The 23,624-nt window shown below is 67.3% G+C and carries 20 protein-coding genes, 4 pseudogenes and 1 CRISPR repeat array; of the genes and pseudogenes, 13 read left to right on the plus strand and 11 right to left on the minus strand.

Translation table 11 applies throughout. The features are described from left to right. Positions 1–124 precede the first annotated feature (124 nt). From ACWEK3_RS38860 to ACWEK3_RS38875, 4 genes are all read left to right on the plus strand, one after another. Positions 125–604 carry a hypothetical protein gene (locus ACWEK3_RS38860; RefSeq protein ID WP_453251906.1) on the plus strand — a complete coding sequence of 160 codons (480 nt, stop codon included), beginning with the start codon at positions 125–127 and terminating at the stop codon, positions 602–604. A gap of 431 nt (positions 605–1,035) precedes the next feature. Then, positions 1,036–1,185 (plus strand): hypothetical protein, encoded by a 150-nt coding sequence (locus ACWEK3_RS38865; protein WP_453251907.1) that lies wholly within the window; start codon positions 1,036–1,038, stop codon positions 1,183–1,185. A 280-nt stretch (positions 1,186–1,465) separates the two neighbouring features. Beyond that, on the plus strand, positions 1,466–2,458 hold the full coding sequence (locus tag ACWEK3_RS38870) for a hypothetical protein (protein ID WP_453251908.1): 993 nt from the start codon (positions 1,466–1,468) through the stop codon (positions 2,456–2,458). Continuing rightward, positions 2,451–2,906, plus strand: a complete 456-nt coding sequence (locus tag ACWEK3_RS38875; RefSeq protein ID WP_453251909.1) for a hypothetical protein — start codon at positions 2,451–2,453, stop codon at positions 2,904–2,906. The genes ACWEK3_RS38870 and ACWEK3_RS38875 overlap by 8 nt, the downstream gene beginning before the upstream one ends. Before the next feature lie 202 nt (positions 2,907–3,108). On the opposite strand, the gene ACWEK3_RS38880 is transcribed toward ACWEK3_RS38875, so the two are convergent. The 3 genes from ACWEK3_RS38880 to ACWEK3_RS38890 form a co-directional block, all read right to left on the minus strand. Then, positions 3,109–3,558: a hypothetical protein gene (locus tag ACWEK3_RS38880; RefSeq protein WP_453251910.1), complete on the minus strand. Its 450-nt coding sequence runs from the start codon at positions 3,556–3,558 to the stop codon at positions 3,109–3,111. 128 nt (positions 3,559–3,686) lie between these two features. Continuing rightward, positions 3,687–4,451: a hypothetical protein gene (locus tag ACWEK3_RS38885; protein ID WP_453251911.1), complete on the minus strand. Its 765-nt coding sequence runs from the start codon at positions 4,449–4,451 to the stop codon at positions 3,687–3,689. Positions 4,452–5,147: 696 nt separating this feature from the next. Next, complete coding sequence (locus ACWEK3_RS38890; RefSeq protein ID WP_453251912.1) at positions 5,148–7,691, minus strand: ATP-binding protein; 2,544 nt, start codon at positions 7,689–7,691, stop codon at positions 5,148–5,150. Between the two features lie 417 nt (positions 7,692–8,108). Between ACWEK3_RS38890 and ACWEK3_RS38895 the strand changes: the two genes are divergently transcribed. Continuing rightward, positions 8,109–9,452: a hypothetical protein gene (locus ACWEK3_RS38895; protein ID WP_453251913.1), complete on the plus strand. Its 1,344-nt coding sequence runs from the start codon at positions 8,109–8,111 to the stop codon at positions 9,450–9,452. A gap of 77 nt (positions 9,453–9,529) precedes the next feature. On the opposite strand, the gene ACWEK3_RS38900 is transcribed toward ACWEK3_RS38895, so the two are convergent. Continuing rightward, positions 9,530–9,892 carry a hypothetical protein gene (locus ACWEK3_RS38900; protein ID WP_453251914.1) on the minus strand — a complete coding sequence of 121 codons (363 nt, stop codon included), beginning with the start codon at positions 9,890–9,892 and terminating at the stop codon, positions 9,530–9,532. A gap of 228 nt (positions 9,893–10,120) precedes the next feature. Then, positions 10,121–11,071: a hypothetical protein gene (locus ACWEK3_RS38905; protein WP_376608815.1), complete on the minus strand. Its 951-nt coding sequence runs from the start codon at positions 11,069–11,071 to the stop codon at positions 10,121–10,123. Positions 11,072–11,196: 125 nt separating this feature from the next. Between ACWEK3_RS38905 and ACWEK3_RS38910 the strand changes: the two genes are divergently transcribed. After that, positions 11,197–14,559, plus strand: a complete 3,363-nt coding sequence (locus ACWEK3_RS38910) for a tetratricopeptide repeat protein (protein WP_453251915.1) — start codon at positions 11,197–11,199, stop codon at positions 14,557–14,559. Between the two features lie 132 nt (positions 14,560–14,691). Here the strand turns inward: ACWEK3_RS38910 and ACWEK3_RS38915 are convergent. Both ACWEK3_RS38915 and ACWEK3_RS38920 read right to left on the minus strand, forming a co-directional pair. Further along, a pseudogene (locus ACWEK3_RS38915) lies at positions 14,692–15,292 on the minus strand (IS630 family transposase); the annotation flags it as partial. After that, positions 15,290–15,415 (minus strand): annotated as a pseudogene (locus ACWEK3_RS38920) (DUF6233 domain-containing protein); the annotation flags it as partial. The pseudogenes ACWEK3_RS38920 and ACWEK3_RS38915, both read right to left, overlap by 3 nt. Before the next feature lie 493 nt (positions 15,416–15,908). Between ACWEK3_RS38920 and ACWEK3_RS38925 the strand changes: the two are divergent. The 5 genes and pseudogenes from ACWEK3_RS38925 to ACWEK3_RS38945 form a co-directional block, all read left to right on the plus strand. Further along, a complete protein-coding gene (locus ACWEK3_RS38925) occupies positions 15,909–16,910 on the plus strand; it encodes an AlbA family DNA-binding domain-containing protein (protein ID WP_453251916.1) in 1,002 nt (333 codons plus the stop codon). Positions 16,911–16,915: 5 nt separating this feature from the next. After that, complete coding sequence (locus tag ACWEK3_RS38930; RefSeq protein ID WP_453251917.1) at positions 16,916–17,233, plus strand: DUF6262 family protein; 318 nt, start codon at positions 16,916–16,918, stop codon at positions 17,231–17,233. A gap of 221 nt (positions 17,234–17,454) precedes the next feature. Next, positions 17,455–17,814: a hypothetical protein gene (locus ACWEK3_RS38935; protein ID WP_376608820.1), complete on the plus strand. Its 360-nt coding sequence runs from the start codon at positions 17,455–17,457 to the stop codon at positions 17,812–17,814. 86 nt (positions 17,815–17,900) lie between these two features. Beyond that, positions 17,901–18,485, plus strand: coding sequence for a hypothetical protein (locus ACWEK3_RS38940; RefSeq protein WP_376608821.1), 585 nt, complete (start codon positions 17,901–17,903; stop codon positions 18,483–18,485). Positions 18,486–18,580: 95 nt separating this feature from the next. Further along, positions 18,581–19,123: pseudogene (locus ACWEK3_RS38945) on the plus strand (ATP-binding protein); the annotation flags it as partial. Positions 19,124–19,125: 2 nt separating this feature from the next. Here ACWEK3_RS38945 and ACWEK3_RS38950 read toward each other — a convergent pair. The 4 genes from ACWEK3_RS38950 to ACWEK3_RS38965 form a co-directional block, all read right to left on the minus strand. Continuing rightward, the gene (locus ACWEK3_RS38950) at positions 19,126–19,911 is read right to left on the minus strand and encodes a GNAT family N-acetyltransferase (protein WP_453251918.1); all 786 of its coding nucleotides are present in this window, start codon (positions 19,909–19,911) and stop codon (positions 19,126–19,128) included. Positions 19,912–20,233: 322 nt separating this feature from the next. After that, a CRISPR array of direct repeats spans positions 20,234–20,688; the repeat unit is 28 nt; unit sequence GTGCTCCCCGCACCCGCGGGGATGGTCC. A 129-nt stretch (positions 20,689–20,817) separates the two neighbouring features. After that, a complete protein-coding gene (locus tag ACWEK3_RS38955) occupies positions 20,818–21,030 on the minus strand; it encodes a hypothetical protein (protein ID WP_453251919.1) in 213 nt (70 codons plus the stop codon). Further along, positions 21,002–21,808 (minus strand): hypothetical protein, encoded by an 807-nt coding sequence (locus ACWEK3_RS38960; RefSeq protein ID WP_453251920.1) that lies wholly within the window; start codon positions 21,806–21,808, stop codon positions 21,002–21,004. The genes ACWEK3_RS38955 and ACWEK3_RS38960 overlap by 29 nt, the downstream gene beginning before the upstream one ends. Before the next feature lie 23 nt (positions 21,809–21,831). Next, complete coding sequence (locus ACWEK3_RS38965; RefSeq protein ID WP_453251922.1) at positions 21,832–22,023, minus strand: hypothetical protein; 192 nt, start codon at positions 22,021–22,023, stop codon at positions 21,832–21,834. On the opposite strand from ACWEK3_RS38965, the pseudogene ACWEK3_RS38970 reads away from it, so the two are divergent. After that, positions 22,022–22,788 (plus strand): annotated as a pseudogene (locus tag ACWEK3_RS38970) (transposase). The gene ACWEK3_RS38965 and the pseudogene ACWEK3_RS38970 sit on opposite strands and share 2 nt — an antisense overlap. 36 nt (positions 22,789–22,824) lie before the next feature. Further along, a complete protein-coding gene (locus tag ACWEK3_RS38975; RefSeq protein ID WP_453251921.1) occupies positions 22,825–23,037 on the plus strand; it encodes an HNH endonuclease signature motif containing protein in 213 nt (70 codons plus the stop codon). The last annotated feature ends 587 nt before the right edge of the window (positions 23,038–23,624 follow it).

Consider the following 23,624-nt stretch of genomic DNA (forward strand, 5'->3'; position numbering starts at 1 on the left):
AAACTCCCTGCCCGAACGGCCAGATCATCTCGGCCACCGCCAGCGGCAACCCCGAAACGATCACCCCGGAACCAAGCCGGTGGATTCGGGCTGAGACCGACCACTCCGAACTGAAGGTGATCAAGTGACCTCCCCGTTTGTCGACGTCCGCGCCCGCCGCCCGAAGCAGCACGAACCCCTCATGATCGAGTTGCAGGACGAGGCAGGCTTTGCCACCTATCGCGACATCCTGCTCTTCGCCGCTGCGGTGGGGTTCTGTCACAACCGTCATGCTTCGTTCATGGAAGCCTTCGGTGACCCCATCCGCTACGAGACGCTGACCGCCCCTGCCTTCAGCGAGGCCCTGATCAACATGATCGCAGCCAACGTGGTCACCGACGATCCGGAAATCATGGACGCGGCGCGCATCGAACAGCGGATCAACATCTTCGAGGAGTACGCCAACGGCGGTCTCGAGTTCATACAGGAGCAGATCAACATTCGACATCAGCCGGCCGCACGCGTCGTCATCGACCTGGTAGCCGAGGCCTTCAGCGAAAGCGGTGGAGCCAAGCCGGCGTCGGTTGAGGAGCTGCTGAATGGATGGGTAGGGGCTTCAGAGTGAGGCGATGACCCAGCAGTGTCGCGCGGAACACCCGTCAACCGCCGTGCCAGCTGCAGTCAGTCGCGACAGCGACCTTCGACGGTCGACACCGTACGTGACGATCGCGGCCCAAGATCAGCTTTTGGGCGGAGTAGTTGCAAAGTGCCCACGTGCTTCGACGGATCGCAACTACGGCCAGCTTGCGGGCGGGACCAGCAATGTACTGGTCTCGCTCGGGTGGGTCGCGTCCTTGCTGCGGTGGAAAGGAGGTACGTGCGTAAGTTCCGTACAGAACCTGCCAAGTTCGTAAATCTCACGCTCGTGTCCTATCGAGGATCCCCGACCGAGGCCATCCGTGCCGAGATCGACGCCCTGTGCACCGGTGACCGCGACCTGGTCGAGATCCTGGAGGACGTCGCCCGGCTCGGGCCCGCCTGATCAATCAGACCGCTATGGAAGCAGAGGTCGACGCGTTCCTCGGCCGCCGCTACCAGCAGGACGCCGCCACCGTGGACGCGGCCGGTCAGGTCGCCGCCCGTGCCGGCCACCGTAACGGGCACTGCCCGACCACCATGGCCGGTCTGGGTGACCTGCCACGCTGACCGGCCAGCCGGCCCCGGACCTCGGCCACCTGCCGGCGCAGGTCCGGGAACGCCTGGCGAGCGAGGTCCAGGTACTTGATCCGTACCTCAATGGTCTGAGTGCTCCGGTGACTGCGGCGGCGCTACCGCGGTGCAGAAGCTGTAAGCCGCGGCAAGGTGTTGCACAGGGGCGAAACGCTCAACCCATCGGCCATTTGAGTGGCCGTGGCGATACCATTCGCGTGCGAGACGAACGCGGGACTTGCGCATCGCCTTGCAGTCCCCTCAGGAGGTGCCGACGATGGTCTTGCCACTCGTCCCGCTCGTCATCATCATCGGCAGCGGTGTCACGGGAGGCGGCGGCGCGGTGGCGGGCGCCGTGGGTGGCGTGCAGATCAAGCGTGCTCAAACGCAGATCCGACATCACACGACACGCTACGAGAATCGCCACACCACTCACCTTGCAAAGGTCGACCGAGCGAACGCAGCGCTGCAGTCGCTTGGTCGAATGCAGGAACGAGCACAGCGCGATGTCATCTTCCGGATGCGAGACTTCCTCGAGCGCCATGCCAAGCAGGTTCGAGCGCATGAGCACCTGATCCTCAACGGAGTCGACGACTCAAACATCACCCAAGTCGTAGGGATGGCGAAGCTCGATCCGGATGTCGCGGGTTGGGTCCGAGGCGTCGTCGGCTCAGTCATAGTCGGCGGCGCAACTCCGGCGGTCCTGCGTAAGGCCGTAAAGCAACTGGCAAAGGCCAGCACTGGCAAGCCGATCGCGAACCTCCGTGGAGCAGCGGCAGAGCGTGCAACGCGTGCATTCTTCGGCGGCGGAAGCCTCGCTTCTGGCGGCGGTGGGATGACGCTCGGAGCGACGGTCCTCAAAGTCTCAGCCGCTGGCCCCAGCGTCCTCATCGCAGGCCTCACGATGAAGAATCAAGGAACCAAGGCACGAACCGAGGCTCACAACCTCCGGACAGCAGTCGACGTCGCCATCGCGCAACTCGACGTTCGCGACCAACGCCTCCGTGGAGTGAGGAAGCGAGCGCATGAACTGGACGACATCCTCACTCGGCTGGTTTCACAGGCAACAAATGCCCTCGACCTGCTCGAATCCGAACCTTTCGACATCGACGCTCACGGCAAGCGACTCCAAGCGGCTCTGGTCCTGGTCAAGTCGGTGCGGGATGTAGCCACCGCACCCGTCGCTGACGAACACGGCAACCTCGATACAAACACCGAGCAACTCATCTTCAACTACCGCGACGCGCGCAAGGAGACGCCGGATGCCTGATCAGAAGGGCTTGCCCAAGGGCACCCCCCTGCCTGCGAAGGCAACCGAGCTAGTGGTCGGGGCGGCAGGAAGGCTCAGCGCGGCAGACGCGCTCAACGCACTCAACCAACTCGTCAGTGCTACGCGCGAATCGATCCAGATCCACGAAACGGAGAGCACAAAGCGCGAAAAGCTCAGGACGTACCGGGAGACTGAGGTCGCGCGAATCAAGGCGTCCGAGAAGACTCTGCGGGACTACTTCGACCGCGTCTTCGAAGAGCGGCGCAAGACGCACAAGCGACTATTTGACGGCCTTGACTGGGCACTTGAATCTGGCGACGTCGCAGCGATGCAGACCGTCGTCGGGGGAATCGTCGAAGTGGCACGCACATCGCCTCTTGCCATGATTGGCAACCTCGGCGAACTCAGGAGCGCCATGGACGACCCCAACACCGTGTTCGAGTTCTAGCGCGATGTGCCCACACCCCGAAACGCCCGCTCATCGGCAGAAGCGGATGCACCACACGGTCGATGTCGGGTTGCTGGTAACGCAACGTCACGACGGGCCGTGCCGCCACCGAGGGCTCCCGGCAAGCGGCCCGTCATGCGGCCTGGACGGCTCCCCGGGCGCGGGCCAGGCTCTGGTCGCCGACCTGGACGACACCATCGGATCACCTCCGCTCGTGCGGGTGGGGGACAGCCGCCGGGAATCGGTCGTCTTGCGCTGGCCGGGGCCGGTGCACGATCGGAGCAGAGCTGTGGATTTTGTCACCCCACAACTGGTGGGCGCGGGAGTGCACGGTGTAGCCGTGTCCGCTGCTGTCGAAGTCCCCGCTGGTTTCCTGCTGTTCGCCTAGTGCTGTCCACACCAGGCGCTTTCCGATCTTGGACAGGCGCTGATTCAGCCACTCCTGACGTACCAGCAGCGCGGACGGCCCGGTCCGCTTGAAGTGGTCGGCGATGAGGGCGGCCAGGTATGCGAGGGCGATCCACTGGTACTTCTTGCCGAGGCGCTCCGCCCACAGCGGCCGGTCCCGGCCGCTTCCGAACTGGACCGTCATGCGCTGGTCGTAGTCGTCGAAGGCGGTCCCGTCGAATCCGAGCTCCTGGATCTTCTTCAAGATCCAGTCCTGGCAGTGCCGGACGTTCACGCCCGCGAGCTGGTCCAGGGGGCCCTACCCCGTGTAGGCCTCCACCGCCCGTGCGAGCGGCTCGGCCGCCGCGTCCAGGGCACGCGACAGCTCCTCAGTCACAGCATCGGCGTCGACACCGTTGGCTGCGGCGCCGCCTGGTCTTTGGAAGGCCAGCGCGCCAACTCATCAGCCAGGTCGTCGGCCATTGACCGGTGCAGCGCCACCGACGCCGGTGTCGACCCGAAGTCGTCCAGGGCCTGGGCCAGGGGGACTTCGACGGTCAGCTCCGGGTGGTAGCGCGGCCCGGCATCGACAGTCGCCTGCCGCAGATGCCGCGCGAACCACTCCGGGCCCAGGTACAGCGTGTCGAACCAAAAGGACCGTAGCCCTCCCGACGGGTCGGCGGCGACCAACCGGCCCAGCAGCTCCGACTCGCCCCAGAAGACGAACTCCACCGTGCGGCCCTCCGCAGACGCCAACTCCCGCCAGCGCTCGACCGCATCGTCCCACTGAGACTGCTGCGAGGTGGCAGGTGTGATTCCGTCTCCCTTGGTCCTCCCCGTCGCTCCCGTCAGCGTGATCGGGGCGCACACCACCATGCGCACCAAGGTGGGGTGGACATTCAAGGCCGTTCGGACCGACTTTTCGACCTGTGCGACGTCGAGCTTCTGAAAGAACTTGGCCTGGAAACCGATCTTCGTACCATCCGTAAGCTCCCAATAGGCCTCGACGCCTCCATCGCCCCCGGCCCCTTCGACGCGGACGAACCGGCCTCCTTCCGCAGGGACGTCCTGGCGCGCCAACTGGCAGCAGAACTCCTCGAACCCGTGCCGCTGGTCCCCACGCAACGCGCGGATCGCGAAAAGGTCAACTTCGGTCACAACCATCCCGTCCGGCCACCCGGCGAGTGGCCTCAGCCCTGCGGCACGCCTGCTACCTGCGAAACAACCGCCGATCGTACCGTCGCACCGGGCCCGCACTACCCGCCCCGAGTCCACGCACCCGCCTGGATCGTTGCCCGTCTGTCTATGCTCGGCACCGTGTTGTCATACCGGCCACCCGGGCCAAGGTCCGACTCCAGAGAGCGTCGGTGTCCCGCCGGAGACGGTCCACCGATCCGTCGGAACCCGACTGAGCATGGGCGTCTCCCAGGTCGGCCGCGGAGTTGCCGCCGACGTCCTGACCGAGGCCGGCCACCGCCAGGGCCCAGACGAGGCGGCTGCCGCGTCGGCGTTCGCAATCCAGCAGGGTGGTGCGGATGGCCTCCTTGGTGTCCGCGTCGTCGACCCCGCCCATGAGCGTGGCGATGGGCTGATCACCGTCCGGACCCCCGATCACCGACGCGCATAAGGCGCCGCCATACGCGTTGCCCCTACCGCCGTTGGGTATCGCCAGCAGCCCCAGCACCGCGGCCGCGCTGATGGTCTGCGGGGGAGTGGCAGGTGGACCTCGTCGTCTGAGTGTCAGTGGCGCAGGTGCGATGAGCTTGTCGTTGACGTTGACGGGTGGTGCTCACCCATTGCTGGCATGAGTGACGAAGGACCATGTCATTCTCACGCCGACCACCAGGGGCGTTCTCAAGCTCCCCGGCAGAGCCGCTCACCGGCTGTGAATGCCCTCTCTAACGTCCCCCGCAGGCCGAGGCTCTGCCCTTCCTGGTACGCCCGCTTGTACTCGCTCTCACCCAGCAGTCTGCGCGCGCTCTGGAGTCCGCGCTCACGATGAGCGGTCAAGAGCGCGAAACCGAAGAGGCGAGGAGCACCGGACGGATGCCACACACGGTCCACCGCTCCCAGCACGACTGCCGCTGAGCGCGGGTCGCCACAGGAGGAGAGCACCCAGGCTAGGGTCTCGCTGAGGGCCGCTTCTCCCAAGTGCTCGTCGATCTCTCTCATGTGCCGGAGAGCGCGCTTGAGGGGCTCCAGTGCAAGCTCGGGCCGCCCCGCCTCGCTGTGGTTGACAGCTAGGGCCCACAAGAGATAGCACCGATGCCACACCTCGCCCCGGGCCTCGGACATCTTCAGCGCCTGTTCGAGCAAGGCGGTGGAGCGGGCGTGATCGCCCTGCATCACGGCGGCGAAGCCGAGCTGAGCGACGCACTGTTCCCGAGTCAACAGTGCGTCGGACCACTGGCCGGTCGCCAGAGAGGCCTCTGTGTACTTCACGGCGGTCTCCGTTTCTCCGGCAAACAGCGCCGGAAGAGCGCGCAACTGCAGGAATGCTGCCGTGAGTTCCTCGGGGGTTGACTGGTCCGCCAAGCCGCTCGCCACGGTGCCGGACCCGGTGCCGTTCGCGGCAGGCATGTCGGCCAATGCCCCTTCACCCCGGGTGATCACCTCCTGGGCGCTGTCGTAGTCTCCCTGGAGAAGCAACAGGAACCCAGCCACCCACGCAGCCTGGCACCAGAGGACGGTGGTTTCGGGGGAGGGAGGTCGAGGGTGCCGTTCGAGAATCCTTCGCATCCACCCCGCGCCCTCGCCCACATTGGCCGAAGTCAGACAGTGCAGCCAGAAGCCGAGACACGCGTGTAGCAAGGTCTCCGCAGGTTCACCGGGCGGCGGAGGCGAGGTGACGATCTGCCGTAGGTTCGCGTGCTCCACGCGCAGCCGGCGTAGCCACGATGCCTGTGCGGACGAGCCGTACGAGAGCCCCGCCCGCGCGGCGAGCCGGAGATACCAAGCACGGTGCCGACGCAGGGCCAATTGCGCCCGCCCGCTCTCCATGAGGCGTTCCTGCCCGTAGGCGCGAACGGTCTCAAGCATGTACAGACGGGTGCGGCCATCCGTCTCGATACGGGTTAGAAGTGACTTGTCCATGAGCCCGGCCAGGGCCTCGAATGCCCCACCCGCCGCGGTGGCCTCGGGGGCGGCACCCTGCCCGGCGGGCGCGCAGAGCTGCTCCGCATCGGTCAGCAGCACCCCACCGGTACACAACGACAGCTGCTCCCAGGCCGTCCGCTCGGTTTCGGTGCACAACTCGTAGCTCCAGTCGAAGAGCGCACGCAGCGCCCGGTGGCGAGGGGGTGCGGTGCGTTCTCCGGCACCGGGGCCCAGCAGGCGGAACCTGTGATCGAGCCGCTCCAGAAGCTCCTCGGGAGCCAAAGTGCGCAGCCGTCGGGCGGCGATCTCCAGGGCGAGAGGCAGACCGTCCAGCCTTCGGCACACCTGGGCGACAACGTGCCGGTTCGCATCGGTCACCCGGAAATCGGGGGAGGCGGCCTCGGCCCGGTCGGCGAAGAGCGTCATGGCCGGCGAGTCCACGCCGCCTTCTCCCGCGGCGCGCTCTTCTCCGGCGTGCGTCTCGTACGGTGACTCGTTCTGGGGCAGGGGAGGAAGGCCCAGCGGTCTCACCTGCAGCACATGCTCGGCACCGAGGTCGAGGGGCTGCCTGCTGGTCGCGAGGACACGCAGCTCTGGCAACAGCGGCAACAGGCCCTGAATGGTGCGGGCGCATCCGCCGAGCACATGCTCGCAGTTGTCGAAGAGAAGGAGAACGCTCCGTCTGCGCAGCGCCTCGGCGAGTGCGGACAAGGGGTCCTGCCCAGCCCTGGCGTGCACCCCGACGGCGGAGGCGACCGCTTCTGGGACAGCATGGTCGCTGCTGAGTTCAGCAAGTTCCGCGCAGTAGGTGCCGTCCGTGAACCGTTCGCTTACCTCATGGACGATGCGCCTGGCCAGCCGCGTCTTCCCCACACCGCCCATGCCGACCAGCGTGACCAGCCGACAGCGCTCCAACAGGGCGGTGGCCTCGGTGAGTTCGGTCTCGCGGCCCACGAAGCTGGTGGCTTCCACGCCACCGAAGCTCTGCAGGGTGAACGTGCCGACATCCCGCGCATCCTCGAGTCGGTACAGGTCCTGCCGTACGCGCTCCCAACACTCCTCCCACCACCGCGGATCTCCACCGCACGCACGAACGTACGCGAGGAGGACTTCGCGGCTGGGGAGCCGCTGGCCGGCTGCCGCCTGAGACAGTGCACTTTGCGAGAAATGGGTCGAGGCGGCCATCTGCGCGTAGGTGAGCCGAGCCCTCCTACGGAGTGCGCGCAGGTCTAACGCGAAGCGCTCCAGGGGACCTGCCTCCGGATCCAGTGGCTGTTCCGGACGGCCTGGCCTGCCTGCCAACTAGGTCTACCTCCCCGGATGTTCCGATTGATTCGTTGATTATGGCTGCTCTCCCTGCCTGGTGAACAACCTTCGCTGCCCCGATGCTCGGGTTGACGCAGCTGCGTAACAAGGCAGTAGCAACTGCAGGCTGGAGTTGGCGTTCAACGTCTGTGTCCGCACCCAGATACACGCTTTCGCGGATCAGGCGGCTCGCGCGCTTCGTCGAAGGTAGGCAACTGTCTGTAGCTCCTCGTAGCGGAAGGTGAAATTGATGGTGACGTTTACAGACGACCTCACAACCCATCAGGTCGATGCCGAGACGATCGCGGACCTCGAGCGGCAGTTCACTGAGGTCTTCGTCGCTCCAACGGCCTGCGTGAACGCGGGCGGTGCCTGCTGGTTCGATTCCGAGTGCTGCCCGGGCATGTTCTGTTCGTGGCTCCGCTGCACTCAGAAATGAAGCTGCCCGGGGTAGTTTTGACCGAACTCGACAGTGGCGGCGTCCTGTTGGACACAACCCGGCCCGTGGCAGCCTTCGTTAATCCGGTGGCCCTCGGCTGGTTGCGCGGCCGGCGGCCGACCGCCGAGGAGGATGTCGCGTACCGCCGGTGCATGGACAAGTGGCGCGCTGCCGGGCTTTTCAGTTCCGACGACGGCACCTGCCCCGTCCCCGATCCTGCACTCGCGGCCATCAAGGCGCGGGCTGACCGGATCGCGGTGCCGCATCCGGTCCTGGTACTGGCCATGGCGGCGGAGTGCGGATTCTGCGCCCAGCTCTCTGCGGACTTGGCTGCGAACACATCCGTGATGTCCGGTCTGGATGCTTCCATCCTCTTGGTGAATGGCGCGCAAGGCGACGTCCTGGGCTTGCCTCTCACCCTTCGGGTCCGGGAGCAGCTCACTGGGGTCGGTCAGCTGTTGTCACGGCTCGGCACCCCCAGCGGCGCACTCCTTACAGTTGATCATCTGCCCCGGATTGTGGTGGGATATCCCGATGTCAGCGCCGAGCTGGTCCAGCTGAGTGGCGGAGACGCAACGACCACGGTGGTCGAGGCACCCACCAGTTGTTCCCTCAAGGTTGCTGGTGAAGGTGTGGACACCCTGGTGGTGGCGGCCGCCGGCAAAGGCCACACAGTCGGCGTAGCCGTCCGTGGCACCGACGTGCTGGATGCGGTTCGGTCGGTGACGGGCGAGGGGCTGCGCGGTGCCTACGCTCCCATCACGCTCACCGTGGACCGGCCGGGCTCGCTGTTTCTGCTCTATCGCGGCGGCGAACTACTCGCCCGGACGCGAACCTCAGCCGCGTTGCAACACACCCTTGCTGATGTACTCACCGGATATGGCACTTCCGGACCCGATGAGATGACACTATTGTGCGCCACGGCTGTACACCGGGCAGGACATGCGGTCCTACTGCCCCGGAATTGGATGACGGATCTTGTCACGCACTCCACACGCTTGGAGCGCGCAGGTTGGCGCATCTGCCCACGGCCGTATGCCACATTGCGCTCGTCGAATGGGAAGCAGCCGCTTTTGACTGGGTCCCCCGTCGGCCCGCGCGCGGACATCCCGATCAGCGGCATCCTGACACACCTGCCGCAGGCCGGAGGAGTCCTGACACGACCACAGTTGCTCGCAGAAATCGTCAACTGGATTCATCGCCCTGTTCACGCCGACGCCGTGAGTTCGCTGGCAACTGCAATCGGCGTCCTGCCAGTGCACGCCGGTACATGGCCTGAGGCCTTCGCCTACCTCCTCACGGCGTCACACACAGGCTGACGCTTGCACGGCCTGCGCACGCGCTGGCCTGCTGTGGTCGGGATCCGCTCAACCGAACTGCGGGTTAGAGGAGACCCTCAGCCCCGTTTCGCCCATGTCCCTGGCTGGAGTGAGAGGAAGGGACGGGGCGGGATGGGCGGCGCCGCCGCAGCCGGGGATCGGGGCGCCACCCACCCGGTTGCGTGTCGGCCGGGGCCTCCGCGCCATGCCGCCATCATCACTGGGGCGGCGTGTACGCCGATGCTGTCCTGCCTGCTCGACCGGCCCTCGGTCAGCTGGCCGGCGATGTTCTCGATCCACAGCAACGTCATCTCGACGGCCCGCCACCCGGGCTCCGCGCTGTCGTACTCGCCTTCCGCGTCGGCCCGGATGTTGGCCGTGAGGGTGCGCAGGTCCTTCTGCAGGCCCTGCCGCCAGGCGGTGTCCATGGCCTGGCGCATCTCGTCAGTGATCTCAATGCGTCAGATGGCCCGGGCGCTGACCCTCCCGGAGGCAACTCGACATCGGACCACCCTGGACCCCGCGGGCCGAACGGCCAATTCCATACGTGCGACATCGCCTCTCTGCTGTTTCCGCACGCCGTATGGATGCGCTGTGAGGGTGGCCTGCGCCGTGGTCAGGGACCTGAACTCCTTCACGCCACGTGCCGGAGACCGCCCGCGCGGGCCCTACACCCCAGCTGTGTGGTCGTCGTCGCGGACGCCCCGATGGTCGCGCAGGGCCTTTACCAGGGGGCAGACGGTTCTATTGTGGCCCAGGTACTTGACTGCGGGGTGGGCGTCCAAGCCTGGGTTGCGGACCGTCAGCGTCTTCTCCAGGACCTCGGCCGGGCTCGCCACCACCTTGCGCAGGTCCAAGGACGCCACAATGTAGTCGTCCCGGTCGGCCACGTTCACCCAACGTTGCAGCAGGCCGGGCACATGCGGCGGCTGGGGCCGTAGCCGCTCCCGGACGATGGTGCGCAGCCCCAGCGGGGAGCCGAAAGTAACTAGAAGCGGCAGCGGCTCCCGCAGCCGGTGGAGCGCCTCATACGCCACGACTGTGCCCAGGGAGTGGGCGTACACCGCCCGGGTCTCCGGGCCGATCTCGGCGAGGACGGCCTCCTGGGCGTGCTCGCGGATGCTCTCGTCGTCGAGGTAGGCAGCGACCTGGGCAAGATTGGTCAGGATCGTGGTCTTGAGAGCGCCGAAGACGGAGCGGGCGACGAGACCGCAGCGGGCGAGGCTGCCGACGGTCACCCGGAGCAGTTCGGCCAGGCCCTGCTCCGGTCCGAGGTCCTCGTGGAAGGGGATGAGCTCGCGGGCCGCCTCCTCGCGGTCCTCCGGGCGCCTGGCATTCTCCCTGACGTTTTCGAGGCAGTCCTGGCCGACCCGCTGGGCGGTGGCTGCCATCGTCTCCTGCAGAGGCTGGTCCCAGTCGTCGCGGGGCGTGTACGGCGTGAAGAGGCCGCGGTAGTAGGCCATGGCGGTACTGATGTCGTCGCTGACGAGGGCGTCGGCGATCTCCGCCTCGTCGCCCGCGCGCAGCGTATCCGCCAGCGCCGTGATCCACGCGGCGTGCAGTTCCTCTGCCGACTCTTCAAGCGGCCCGATACCATGGACGAACACGACTTCCGCCACGTGCGCAGTCCCCTCCACCCGTCTCCTGTGCCGGCGCACCGCCGACGATGAACCCAGCGTCACCGCTGAGCACATGTGTAGTCAACTCACCCACCTACAGCGCTGGTTGGCGCGATGATGGCTAGATGGCGAACCGCTACTGCATGGTGATAGCCGCCCAGTGGATGGCCTCCGGCCGGTACCTGGACAATCTCGAACAGGAAGCGAGGCTTCTTCACGCATACCTCCTAAATGACGACCGGGGCGGCTGCCGGCCCGCCCACGGCGACGGCCTGCTGCTCGATCCGGCTTCGGTGGACGAGGTGCGGGACGCGGTCGTGTCCGCCTTCACCCGCACGGCACTGTCCGAGGAAGCTGGGCCCGCCACCCTGGTCGTCGCCTTCCTGGGCCATGGGGTCGGCGTGCGTAACGATGACCTCCTGTTCCCCATCGCCGCCACGCCCTCGGTTCCGGACGCGGAGACGGCCTACTCCGTTCCGGCTGGACTGCGGGACACAATGGCCCGCCACGGGGGCGTCCGCGCGCTTGCCGTCGTCATCGACACCTGCGAGTCGGGCGTTGCTGCCCTCGCCGCCGCCCGGGACTGGTTCCCGCATTCCATGGAACGGGGCCGTGACATCGGCGTGCTGACCTCCGCGTCGAGCGACCAGCCCGCCCGTGGGCTGTCATTCATCCGCGGCGTCAACCGCGTGCTGCGGCACGGCCATGCACGGCTCGGCCCAGAACTGTACGACGAGGGCCTGAGTTGGGGGGCCGGCCGTACCGCCCCGGGCCAGCAGCCTCAACTGGTACGTCACGGCGGATCGTACAGCGGTGCCGATCCGTCGGGGCCTCACTGGATCGCCAGGAACGTGGCCTACATCAGCGCCTACAGCGTGCTGGCTGACAGCGACGTCGGCCGGGCGCAACTGGGCAACCTGCGGCTGTTCCAGCCGCCCGAGCCGCTGCCGGAGATCACCCGCACGGTCGGCGCACACCGGGCAGTGGCGGTCGTGGGTCGCCGGGGCTATGGCAAGAGCGTGCTCGCAGCCGCCCTATGCAGACCGGAACTTACCTCGTACGAAGCAGGGTTCGGGATTGTGGCGCTGCATGAGTTGACGGAGCGTGATGTCGATGAGTCTGTCATGGACGACATCGAACGCCAGTTGCAGACCCATCTGCCGGGGTTCGACGATGCCTGGGCGGCATTCCACGACGAGGTGCCGGCCAGAGTGCGGGACGACCTGCCCACGGAACGTCGCCTCATTACCGGCCCCCTCGCACGGTGCGCGGAGCCACCCGCAGGGATACGGGTCGTGGTGGACGCCCTGGACCAGCTCGACACGAGCCAGCGCCCCCGAATCGTTGAGGCGCTGAGCACCCTCGTCCATGACACGCCCCCCTGGTTCGGGATTGTCGTCACCAGCCGGGATGGCATCGAACTCCCTGTTGAATGGCAGCGATACTCCATGCCTCCGGCCTCCCGGGAGCAACTTCAGGCATACGTGCGACTCAAGGTCAGCAGCCCGGAGCGGCGAGCCGAGATCGTGGACATCGCCGACGGCAATTGGCAGACTGCCCGTCTCTGGGCCGACGCGGGCAGCGGCCGGACCCCTGTGGACGGCGGCTACACGGCAGCGTTCCGTAGGGTCCGTCAGGCGGCGCCCGGCGGCGAGAAGCAGGCGAACGCTGTCCTCAACGTGCTCGGTGCGGTGGGCCGAGGCCCCGTGCTGCCCCGCCCGCTGCTGCTCCGGGCGTCCGCGGCGCGCGGTGGCCCCGCCACCGACCGGGAATTGAACCAGGTGCTGGAACTGCTGGCCGGGTTGCTAAGCCGGGTCCCCGCCGCCCGGGTGGGCGAGCGGATCGGCGTCGACCACCAGACAATGGTTGATCACATGACCTCCTTGCGCAGCAGAGTCGACATCAAGGACGGTCACCGATCGCTGGTGGAGGCGCTCGACAGCATGGCTCCAATGGCCCGGCACACCCCCGACGACCCCCTGCACGCGTACGCACGCGATGGTGAACCCCTCCACCTCTGGTACATCGAGGAGTACGACCGAGTCCTGGAAAGCCTGGAACAGCGCGCCTCGGCCGACGCGGCGGCCAACCGCGACAGAATGCTCGCCTGGTGCGAACGGCTCATCCAGGACAGGCCAGGCCCCCGGCACCCGACGACCCTGCGCGCCCGGCAGCGCGCCGCGTACTGGGCCGGGCGGGCCGGGTCGTACAGCAGGTCGCGCAGGATGTACGAGGAGATTCTCGCTGACCAGATGCGGCTGCTGGACGACCCGGAGTGCGACGACATCACCGACCCTGACGACCCGGACATTCTGGAGAGCAGGCACCGCATCGCGTATGCCTCCGGGCAGACGGGCCGCTTCGCGGAAGCGGTGGCGCTGCACCAGGAAGTGTTGGCCGCGCAGACCAGGGCCTTCGGCGCCGACGACCGCCGTACCCTGGAGACGCGCCACCACATCGCGTACTGGACAGGCCGTGGGGGCGCGATGACCGAGGGCCTGCGACTGCACGAGGAACTGCTGCCACACCAGATCCGCGTCCTGGGCCCGACGCACAAGGACGTCCTGGAGTCGCGCCACTACATCGCCTACTGGTACGGGCGACTCGGCCGGCCGGAGGAGGCGCTCGCTATGCATGCGGAGCTTCTGCGGGACCGTGTGGCGGTGTTTGGCGCGGACCACGAGCAGGTCATCTTCAGCCGCATGAATATCTGCAAGTTCACCTGCGAGGCCGGACGGTTCCGCGCCGGGCTTGACGACTATCGTGAGCTGCTACCGCAGGTGGAGCGGGTCAAAGGACTGGAGCACCCGGACACACTCCTGGTTCGACTCAACATCGCCCGCTACACGTGGGAACTGGGCGACCCGGCCACCGCCCTGCCCCTGCACGAGGACCTGCTCGTGGACCAGCGCCGGGTCAACGGCGAACGCCATCCCACGCTTCTGATCACCCGCAACAACCTGGCTTGGATCCGTGGCGAACTCGGCGACCCGCAGCGGGCGTTGCGGGAGCTGGCGGAGGTGCGCGACGAGCGGGTGGAGGTGTACGGACGGGCGGACCACCCGGAGGTGCTCACAAGCAGGCTTGGCATCGCCTGGTGGACGGCAACGGTCGGCGACCTGGGCGCCGCGGTCAGTGAACTGCGGGCAGTGGCTGCCGACCGTGCTGCGACGTTGGACGAATCCCACCCTGACGTACTGGACGCCCGATCCCGCCTCGGCGAACTGCTGGGCCGTCTGGGGCCCGGCAGCGCTGCGGAGGCGGTGGAAGTGCTGCGGGTGACGGAGGCGGAACAGACGGTCCGGTGCGGCGACCGTCACCCGTACACACTGATGACGTGTGCCCGCCTGACGGAAGTCTTGCCGCAGGCGGGCCACCAGGAAGAGGCGCGCGCACGGCTGGGCGCGCTACTGCCGCGCCAGGAGGAGGCACTAGGCCCCGACCATCCGGCCACCGTACGCACAAGGGAACGGCTCCGGGCGAACTGACGGCGGGGTAACCGGCGGGTGGCGGGCACGTCGTCTCAATCTGATCGAGGTGGTCTGCGAACGGCCCGGCCACCCCGATCAGACTGCGGTCAAGAGGTTGTAAGCGTCATGAGCCTTACTGACTTCGGTTCGTCAAGGTGACGTTGGATCGTCGAGGGTCAGGCCGGTGCCCGCTATGAAGCCGTCGAGGGTGTCGGGCCGTACTGAAGGCGCTTGAGCCGATTGCGTACGAGGGCTTCAAGCCGGTCGAGGGCGACCACGGCGAGGTTGGCCAGGCTGCGCTTGTCATGCGCCTATACCCCCTCGACGCGAGTCGGCGGGCAGCAGGAACACCGTCAACCGCTCACGTTCGGCGATCAACTCCCGCATGACGCGGGGGACGTGGGTGTTCAGGCTGTCCCACACCAGCACGATCGGCGCCTTGACGAGCTGGTGGACACCGTCGATCAGCGCGATGAAGTCGCGCTCGCCCATACTGCGGCGCTTGCCCTTGCCCGCGGGGTGGGTGCGCAGACGGTGGTGCGGGAGCCGGGCCGCGTCGCGATCAGCCCGGCCACCGACAGCCGTCCCGAACGTCGTCCGCTCACCGTCACCTGCGGAGTCACGCCGTGCCGGCCCCAGGTGCGTCTTTTGGGCGGCCGACGGGTGAAGCCCGCCTGGTCCTCGAAGCAGACATAGCCCCCGCATGCCGCCCGGGCTCTTTTACCTCGGCCCAGGTCGCCTTCCAAGCGGTGGCGACCTGGTCGTAGCTGGCGCCGTCGATCGGTCGCACATGCTCCGGAGCGCGCACCCATACCTGGTACTCCGCCGCCTCCACAACGCCGTCCTCGCGAACCCGGTAGGACGGCAGACCCACGCTGCGGCCTCCGTGTCACGCGTCCGGTGGCCGTCACCGACGTCGCCGAATCGGAGCAGGGGGAACGTCCCAGCGAATCTGATGTACACCAGGACCATGAAGACCCAAGAAGCGTTCTGCGTGCGATGTGGCAGTGCAGACACCCGAGTTACCCGCTTCGACCAGAACAGCGCGGAAGGTGACTGCTTCCGCTGCGACAAGCCTTTCCGGGCCACGCCGTGCCAGGGTTGCGGAGGCTTCCGCATCGACGGCTCCTTCGGCGTCTCCGGCACGCGATTCGAGAGCCTCCCTGTGACTGTGAGGTGCTGGGACTGCGGGCACCGTAACCCGCTGCGCGATCCTGGCCCGGAGTAGACGAGCGCTCGAGTGTCGGTCCCTCTCCGTACTCTTGGCGCTCAGCCGCTTGGGCTACGGCCCGTGCTGGGCCTTGGATCACGGGAAGCGGGACCGCACAGGGACATCGATCTACCTCTCCTCCGACAATCCCCGGTGGATGCCGAAGACCGAGGCCGACCTCCAGGCCGCTGTCGACGACGGCCTGTTCGAAGAAAGCCATCACCTGGACCTGAAGAAGGCCCCGAACAGCAAGGGCGACAACAAGGAACTGGCGCGCGACCTGTCCTCGTTCGCCGTCGACGGCGGCACCCTGATCATCGGCGTGCAGGAGAACAAGGAGAGCCGCACCTTCGAACTCGCGCCCCACCCCCTGAACGGCCTGCCGGAGAAGATCGAGCAGGTCGCCCGGACGATCCCCGACCCGCCGCTGACCATCCTCACCGAGGAGATCAGCTCGGCGGCCGACGACGGGAGCGGCTACCTCGTCGTGCACGTCCCAGCCAGCCCCGTCGCACCGCACATGGTCGACAACCGCTACTTCGGCCGCGGCGACAAGACGAAGTACCAGATGGGCGACGCTGAGGTCTTCGCTCTGCACGCACGGCGGCGCAACACCGAAGCCGACACCCTCGCCCTGCTGCGCAAGGAGATGGACGAAGACCTGCTGCGCGACGTCGGAGCCCAGTCCCACCTCTTCCTCGCCCTGGCCAAGATCGGGCGGGATGGGCGCGAGATCGGCATGGACTGCCGCGACATGCTCGACCTGGTCCAGCTCGACCGCCGCACCGACCGCATTCTGCCCAACGGCTACTGCCTGCTGCCGCCCACCCGGTCCTGCGACAAGGGGAACGCCTGCCATGGATGCGACCACTTCGCCACCGATCGCACCTTCCTCTCGGACATCCAGCGCCAACTCGCCGAGACCCAGGCGCTGGTCGCCACCCGGCAGGCCCGGCACGCCGAACGCTACGGCGAGCCGATGAGCGAGGCCAACGTCTGGCTGGAACAGCGCAACGCAGAGATCCGCAGCATGCAGCGGGAGATCACCGCTCTGGAAGCCCAGCCGGCCGACAGCTCTGCCGTCGTCCGCGGCGCGGGCGTGCTCGGTCGTACCGGCTACCAGAACATCACCAACACACCTGACAACAAAGGGGCATAGCCCACATGACTACCCGCCAGACCGTTTCGGTCCCTGACGCTGCCCCGGCCGAGAACCGGCGCATCGCCGCCCTGCGGCAGGCAGCCCAGGACAAGCACGAGCAGGCCGTCCAACGAGCGGAGGCAGGCATCCGGCGACTAGTCAAAGCAGGCGAGGAGATCAACTTCCGGGCTGTCGCCCGCGCGGCGGGCGTCAGCCTAGACTTCCTCTACGCCCACGCCGACCTGCGCAAACGCATCGAAACCCTGCGCGGTCAGCAACGGGCTGATCACCGTCCCCTCCATCAGAACCCGTCAGGCCGACGACGGCACGGTGATCCATAGCCTCACCGAGACCCTCCGCCGCGAACGCGCCGCTCACCGTGAGCGCGTCCAAGAGCTCGAACAACGGCTGGCCGCCGCCCACGGCGAGATCCTTCGCCTCCAGCGTCGGCTTCGGGAACGCGGCGACGCGCCCCGGTGAACGACAGGCCAGCCGCTGCACGCCCGCAGCGTGCCAGAACAATGCAGTTGAGGCCGGAGGATCAGCCCAGCACACTCGCCCGGTGAGCCACAACGAACAAGCGGGCAGATGGGACGGACCCTGGTACAGGGTCTGCACGGAGCACTTCGAGGCGGCGTTCCTGCCGAATGTCGGCGAGGACTTGGAATCGGTGGACAACATCGACGTCTTCGTAGACCTCAACGACGGAACCCGGTGGAGTGCGACCGTCATCACCCTCGCTCAGGTGGCGACCATCATGGAGCGGTGGGCGGCGACCGGGGAGGCCCTCGGCGGCGCCTACTTCTCGTGCTCGGACGGCCTCATCGTCCGCGACGCCGGCATCAGCAAGATGACCCAGGTCCTCGTCGGCCTGGTCGAGACCGGCGACTTCACGCACATCCTTCAACGCATCGACGAATGACCGCAGCCCCCGGTCCACGACGAGCTGATTCTGAACCACCAGTAAGCGGCCCCGGCCGAGCCTGGGACATCCATCCTGAGGACACGATGCTCTCCGAATACCAGCAGCAGCTGAGGGATCGTTTCCTCGCTGCCCCCGTCATCCCAGCACCACACCCTTGGCAGCCCGTCTTCGAGCGGCGAACGCCCATCAGTGGGCTACTCGGAGTCGGCTTCGGGGCCGACCCCGCCAGCGGAAACGACCTCCTGATGGTCGTCTCCAGCAGCGGTCACGGCGTCTTTGACGCCTCCACGGGGCAGCGACTCGCCCGCGACCACGACCCCGACCTCGATCACAGCACACCAACTGGCCCCAACTTGTCCTGCCCTGGACTCGGACCGCTCGCCGGCACTGAGGTCCGGATCGCTGGCCTCTTCGGCGGCGGCCTCCACTCCACCACCGAGGACGGATGGACCGTTGAGGTCGTCAGCCCAGATTGGCCGCACCACCGCGTCCTCCTCTCGGCTGATGGCGGACTCTGCCGCGGTCCCGCCGGTGAGAAGTGGTGGCACATCTTCCACGCCCACTACTCCGAACTGCGAACCGTCGGTTTCTCCCCCTCCGGACGCACGCTCGCCGTCGCGACAAGCAGCGACATCACGCTCTGGACAAGGCCCAGCCTCGACTCCTGAACCAGAGTGGCGCCCACACTACGGACGCCGTCGGCAACGCTACGACCTGCACAAATATGGTCGCCGCGGCTACCGACCCCGGATAACCGCAGGCGTTCGACTTCGAGGCCAACCCGAACATCGACCCGGCCACGGTCCACACACTCGCCAGCTGCGAGTGGATCAAGAAGAGTCAGCCGCTCTGCCTGATCGGCGACTCCGGCACCGGCCACTCGCACATGCTGATCGCCCTGGGCACCGAGGCCGCGATGAAGGGCTACCGCGTCCGCTACACGCTTGCCACCAAGCTGGTGAACGAGCTGGTCGAGGCGGCCGACGAGAAGCAGCTGAACAAGACCATCGCCCGCTACGGCCGCGTTGACCTCCTCTGCATCGACGAGCTGGGATATATGGAACTGGACCGGCACGGCGCCGAGCTGCTGTTCCAGGTTCTGACCGAGCGCGAGGAGAAGAACAGCGTCGCCATCGCCTCCAACGAGTCGTTCGGCGGCTGGACCAAGACCTTCACCGACCCACGTCTCTGCGCGGCCATCGTTGACCGCCTGACCTTCAACGGCACCATCATCGAGACCGGCACCGACTCCTACCGCCTCGCCAGCACCCGGGCACGAGCCGAGGAGCCGGCGAAGGCCGGCTGAGCTCAGGGCGACCAGACATACGGTGTCGTCGTGGTGACCGCGTGCAGGCCAAGGCGGGTGAGGATCGGGGCGCTGTCGGCTGAGGCGTCGACGTAGACGTAGGGGACATCGCGCGCAGCAGCGAGTTGGGCTCGGTGGGCGACCATGGCCCGGTAGATGCCCTGTCCGCGCCATTCCTTGAGCGTTGAGCCGCCCCAGAGGCCGCCGAAGTCGACGCCGTCGTTGAACACCAGCCAGGCGGCGCAGACGACTTCGGCGCGTGCCTCGGCGACGAGGACGATGGTGTTCTCTGGGGCGTTCTCGACCCGGGCGGTCAGGTCGTCGGCGAGCCAACTCCAGTCCTCGCCCCAGACGGTGCTCTCCAGAGCGGCGATGCGCTGGAGGTCTGATCTGGCGGTGACACGGCGGAGGGTCACGCCGTCGGGCAGGACGGGGTCGGCAGCAAGGTCTGCGGCCTGCCCAATGAGCACCGTCTCGCTGTCCTCGGCGACGAAGCCGGCCGCGGTGAGCCGGTCGGTGAGGTCGGTGGGGAGATCATGGGCGCGAGTCTTCCATTCGACCGCCTCACCACGGGCAGCGTAGAAGTCACGCTGCCGCGCTATGAGCGTGTCGAGTTCTGCCCCGTACACACCGAGGTCGCGTGGGCCCGTGACGAAGCCACGGTGCCAACCGACGACACGGGTCAACGGGCCGTCCTTCTCGACGCGGGCGCTGCCGCCAGGCGGGGTGACACCACGGAGTTGGGCGTCATACGCGGTGCGGAGTTCGTCGATCAGAGTGTCCTTCACTCAAACACCGTACGGACCGGGTCAAGTGAATAATCGCCGGTCGAAACCGCGCGAACATCAAGGGCTGCACTGCCTCACCCGGCCACCGGAGATCAGAACACGTACTGACCTCTGCCGCTACCTGCCTCGACGGCCAGCCGCCCTTCGAGCGGCTGGCCGTCGACACGTTCGCATCCACGCAGCGCCGTCATTTCTCATCCACATTCCAGAGCCGGCTGATCACCAACTGCCTCCGGCAACCGTCGACAAACGCTGTTCTTGGAGATCAACGAAGCCACGGGGATGGTCCCAAGCTCGCGGAGAACATCGCCGCGACCTTGAAGTGCTCCCCGCACCCGCGGGGATGGTCCCTTGACGCACGCGGCCCCGGACGGCGTGAACCGGTGCTCCCCGCACCCGCGGGGATGGTCCGGGTCAATCACGCTGACTGGTACCTCGCCAAGGGTGCTCCCCGCACCCGCGGGGATGGTCCCTCCCAGGCCGGCGCGCAGTCGGGGGCCGCCGGGTGCTCCCCGCACCCGCGGGGATGGTCCTCCGTACCCGCGCACAGGCGAGTTGGCGCTGGAGTGCTCCCCGCACCCGCGGGGATGGTCCCCCGTGCGCCGCCTGCAACGGCAAGGGCGCACAGTGCTCCCCGCACCCGCGGGGATGGTCCCGGCGGCGTAAAGATCGTCAAAGCCTTCCAGGGGTGCTCCCCGCACCCGCGGGGATGGTCCCACCACCGGCATCCGGCAGCCCCTCTGCCAGGAGTGCTCCCCGCACCCGCGGGGATGGTCCCGCGCCCACCAGTACGGCAAGGGCGAGCGTGCGCCGCATGATCCGCGACGAGAACCTCAACCAGTAAGCCCAGCGCCGCAACCGCAGAGCGAAGCGCTGCCCCGCGCGGGCCGCTGCGTGCCGAGCGACTCAGAGGGTGCGCAGCGTGGCCTCAATCGCCTCCACGATGCCATCGTGGGCCGCCGGCGCCACCCGAAAGGCCCGTCCCACGGGGGCCGGGGCCTGCTCCGCGATGCGGTCCAGCACCCGCACGAAGTTCTTGTCGGCGGTGAGAAACAGGTCGCAGTCCGGTAGATAGGAGGCGTGTTGGGCGTCAATGGGGTTGCCGTCGGTGACCTTCATATCCTCCTGTACGGTGCCTGCCGCCCACCTGATTGCGCGGCATATAAGCGGGTTCCACCTCGTACAGCCAGAACCGGTTGAACGCCTCCCTCGAGGCGCACATGGCGCGGAGGTCTACCCGGGCGCCGACCCAGTCAGCGTAGGTGGTGTCCTCGTGCGTGAGCACCGAACGGCGGCCCGTCGCGAAGGCAGTCCAGTACACCTCCTGGTTGTATGGCCGCCATGCCGCAATTTCCTCGCCAGTTGCCCACCCAGCGCGCTGTTCCACTGTGGTCTCCTCACTCGGGGACATGGTGATCCGAGAGAGGTCGCGGAGGTTGAAGCCAGTGCCGCGGTAACGCTCCCGCTGCTCCTTCTGGACGTCCACAATGAGCCGCACTTTGCGCGCGGTCCGCCGGGCCGGTTCCGTCTCGCGCAATCGGGCGTGGTGCTCCATCGCCTCCCGCCAGAACCTCTTGGTCCAGTACGTACGCCATGTCGCCTCGCGTCCGGTGTCCGGTACTGCCCGCATCCACTCGGGGTGCAGACGGCGCACCTCGGAGACGACCTCGGCGCCCTCCCGGTCGGCCTCGCTGCGCAGCCGTTCGTCCGTCGCGGTCGTGATGGCCTCGATGATGGCCGCTCGCATGTCCGAGCGGGGGTGCTGCAGCACCTCCAGCAGGACGCTCGGCGCGGTTACCACGCGATGGCCGAGGGCATGAGCGACCGTCTTGAACCGGTTCCCAGCCCGCTCATCCCCCAAATAGGACCAGATGTTGTTGTCGAGCATGATCCTCATGCTGTTGTTCCCCCTCGAATGCCCTACGCCCTGGCCCAGTTGAGCCCGAGTGCGGCGAGAGCGGTGAGTTTGTCGGTGGTGAGTTTGGAGCGGCGGCTTTTCTGGTTCATGATCCACACTCCGAGCTTGACCTCGGTGCCGTCTTCCAACGCCTCTACGTGCCCCCTAGAGGTTGTCCCGTAACCGGTGGGGCGGTTGGTGCGTTGGCTGGGCATGGGTGGGGTGATCTCAGCAGATGATCCGAAGTGGATCGAGCCGTTCTCTGGGCTGACCGAGTCGCAGTTCGCCAGGCTGGTGGCGTTGGTGCGGCGTCGGGGCGGTGACGTGCAGCGGGGCCGGCCGTGGCGGCTGCCGCTGGAGGACCGGGTGTTGCTGGTGGCGACGTACTGGCGCACGAACCTCACATTGCGGCAGGTGGCGCCGTTGTTCGGAGTCTCGAAGTCGGCGGCCGACCGCATCCTCGATCACCTCGCACCGCTGCTGGCCATCTCGCCGGCCCGTCGACCGCGCAAGGACACCGTCTACATCGTGGACGGCACCCTGGTGCCTACCCGCGACCGCAGCATCGCCGCCTCGAGCAAGAACTACCGCTACTCGACCAACCTTCAGGTCGTCATCGACGCCAACAGCCGCCTGGTGGTGGCGATCGGCTTGCCGTTGCCCGGCAGCCGCAACGACTGCCGGGCGTTCACGGAGTCCGGCGTCGATCGCGCCTGCCGCGGCGCACCGACCATCGCCGATGGCGGCTACCAGGGAACCGCCTGCTCATCCCGCACCGCAAACGACGAGGTCAGACGCACCTCAGTCCTCACCAGGAAGCGGAGAACGCAGTCCACCGCCGGGCGCGAGCACGCGTGGAACACGCCCTGTCGCGGCTGAAGAACTGGAAGATCCTGCGCGACTGCCGGCTCAAGGGCAACGGGGTGCACCAGGCCATGCTTGGCATCGCTCGGCTCCACAACCTGGCCCTCAGCGGATAACCCACACCCCATACGGGACAACCTCTAGGCACTGCGCTGGAGGTCGACCACATCGACGACCATGCCCTGGGAGGCCGCGATCACCCGAGTGCCATGATCGCTCTGTGCCCCAACTGCCACGCTAACAAGACGCGTGGAGCCGACCGTACCGCGCTGCGAGAGCGCCTGAGGCCTGTGGCCATGGAGTTGGACGCCGCCCAGGACCGAAACACTGCCCGGGACGAAGGGCATGATGCCGCCCCGGAGTGAGGCCGTACTGGAGCAGTGCGCCGCTCTCCTTGCGTCTTTGGACGATGCCGACCGCGACCGGGCTCTCGCCTCCCTCACCGCCCGCTTCGGGTAGACCGCAAGGATCCTCAGGGCGGCCCGGCCTCCCGCTAGGGCCGGCCCGCCCCTTGACCTGACCCGCTGCGATCCGTCCGGGCCCCGGACGACCCCGTACGCCTGATCGCCGCGCTGTTCGACGGCGACTGACGGCGACTGACGGCCGAAGACGCCCTCCCGGCCGTCCTGGTGTAGGCGCTGTCCCGCCGTCCACCTCCTGGAGAAGCAGGCGAGCGCTGCCGGCATCCCCGTCCAGCGCATCCTCCTCCCGTGACGAGCGGCCCAGCCACGTGTCGGACGAGCGTGCCGCCACGGGCGGGGCGCCCGCCGTCGCAGGGCCTCGCCTCGGGAAGCTGTGATGAGACCCCAAGTTTGTGTGATCGAAGATTGATCCTTCTGGTCTGCTAGCCTTCTGGAGGCCGTGCGAGAGAACGAGGAGGTGGTACCCGTGAACGTATTCACATGGGTGCTCTCCTCTGGGGTCACGGTCGGGCGATAGGTCGTCCGGGAGC

Source organism: Streptomyces sp. NPDC004721, assembly GCF_053601495.1.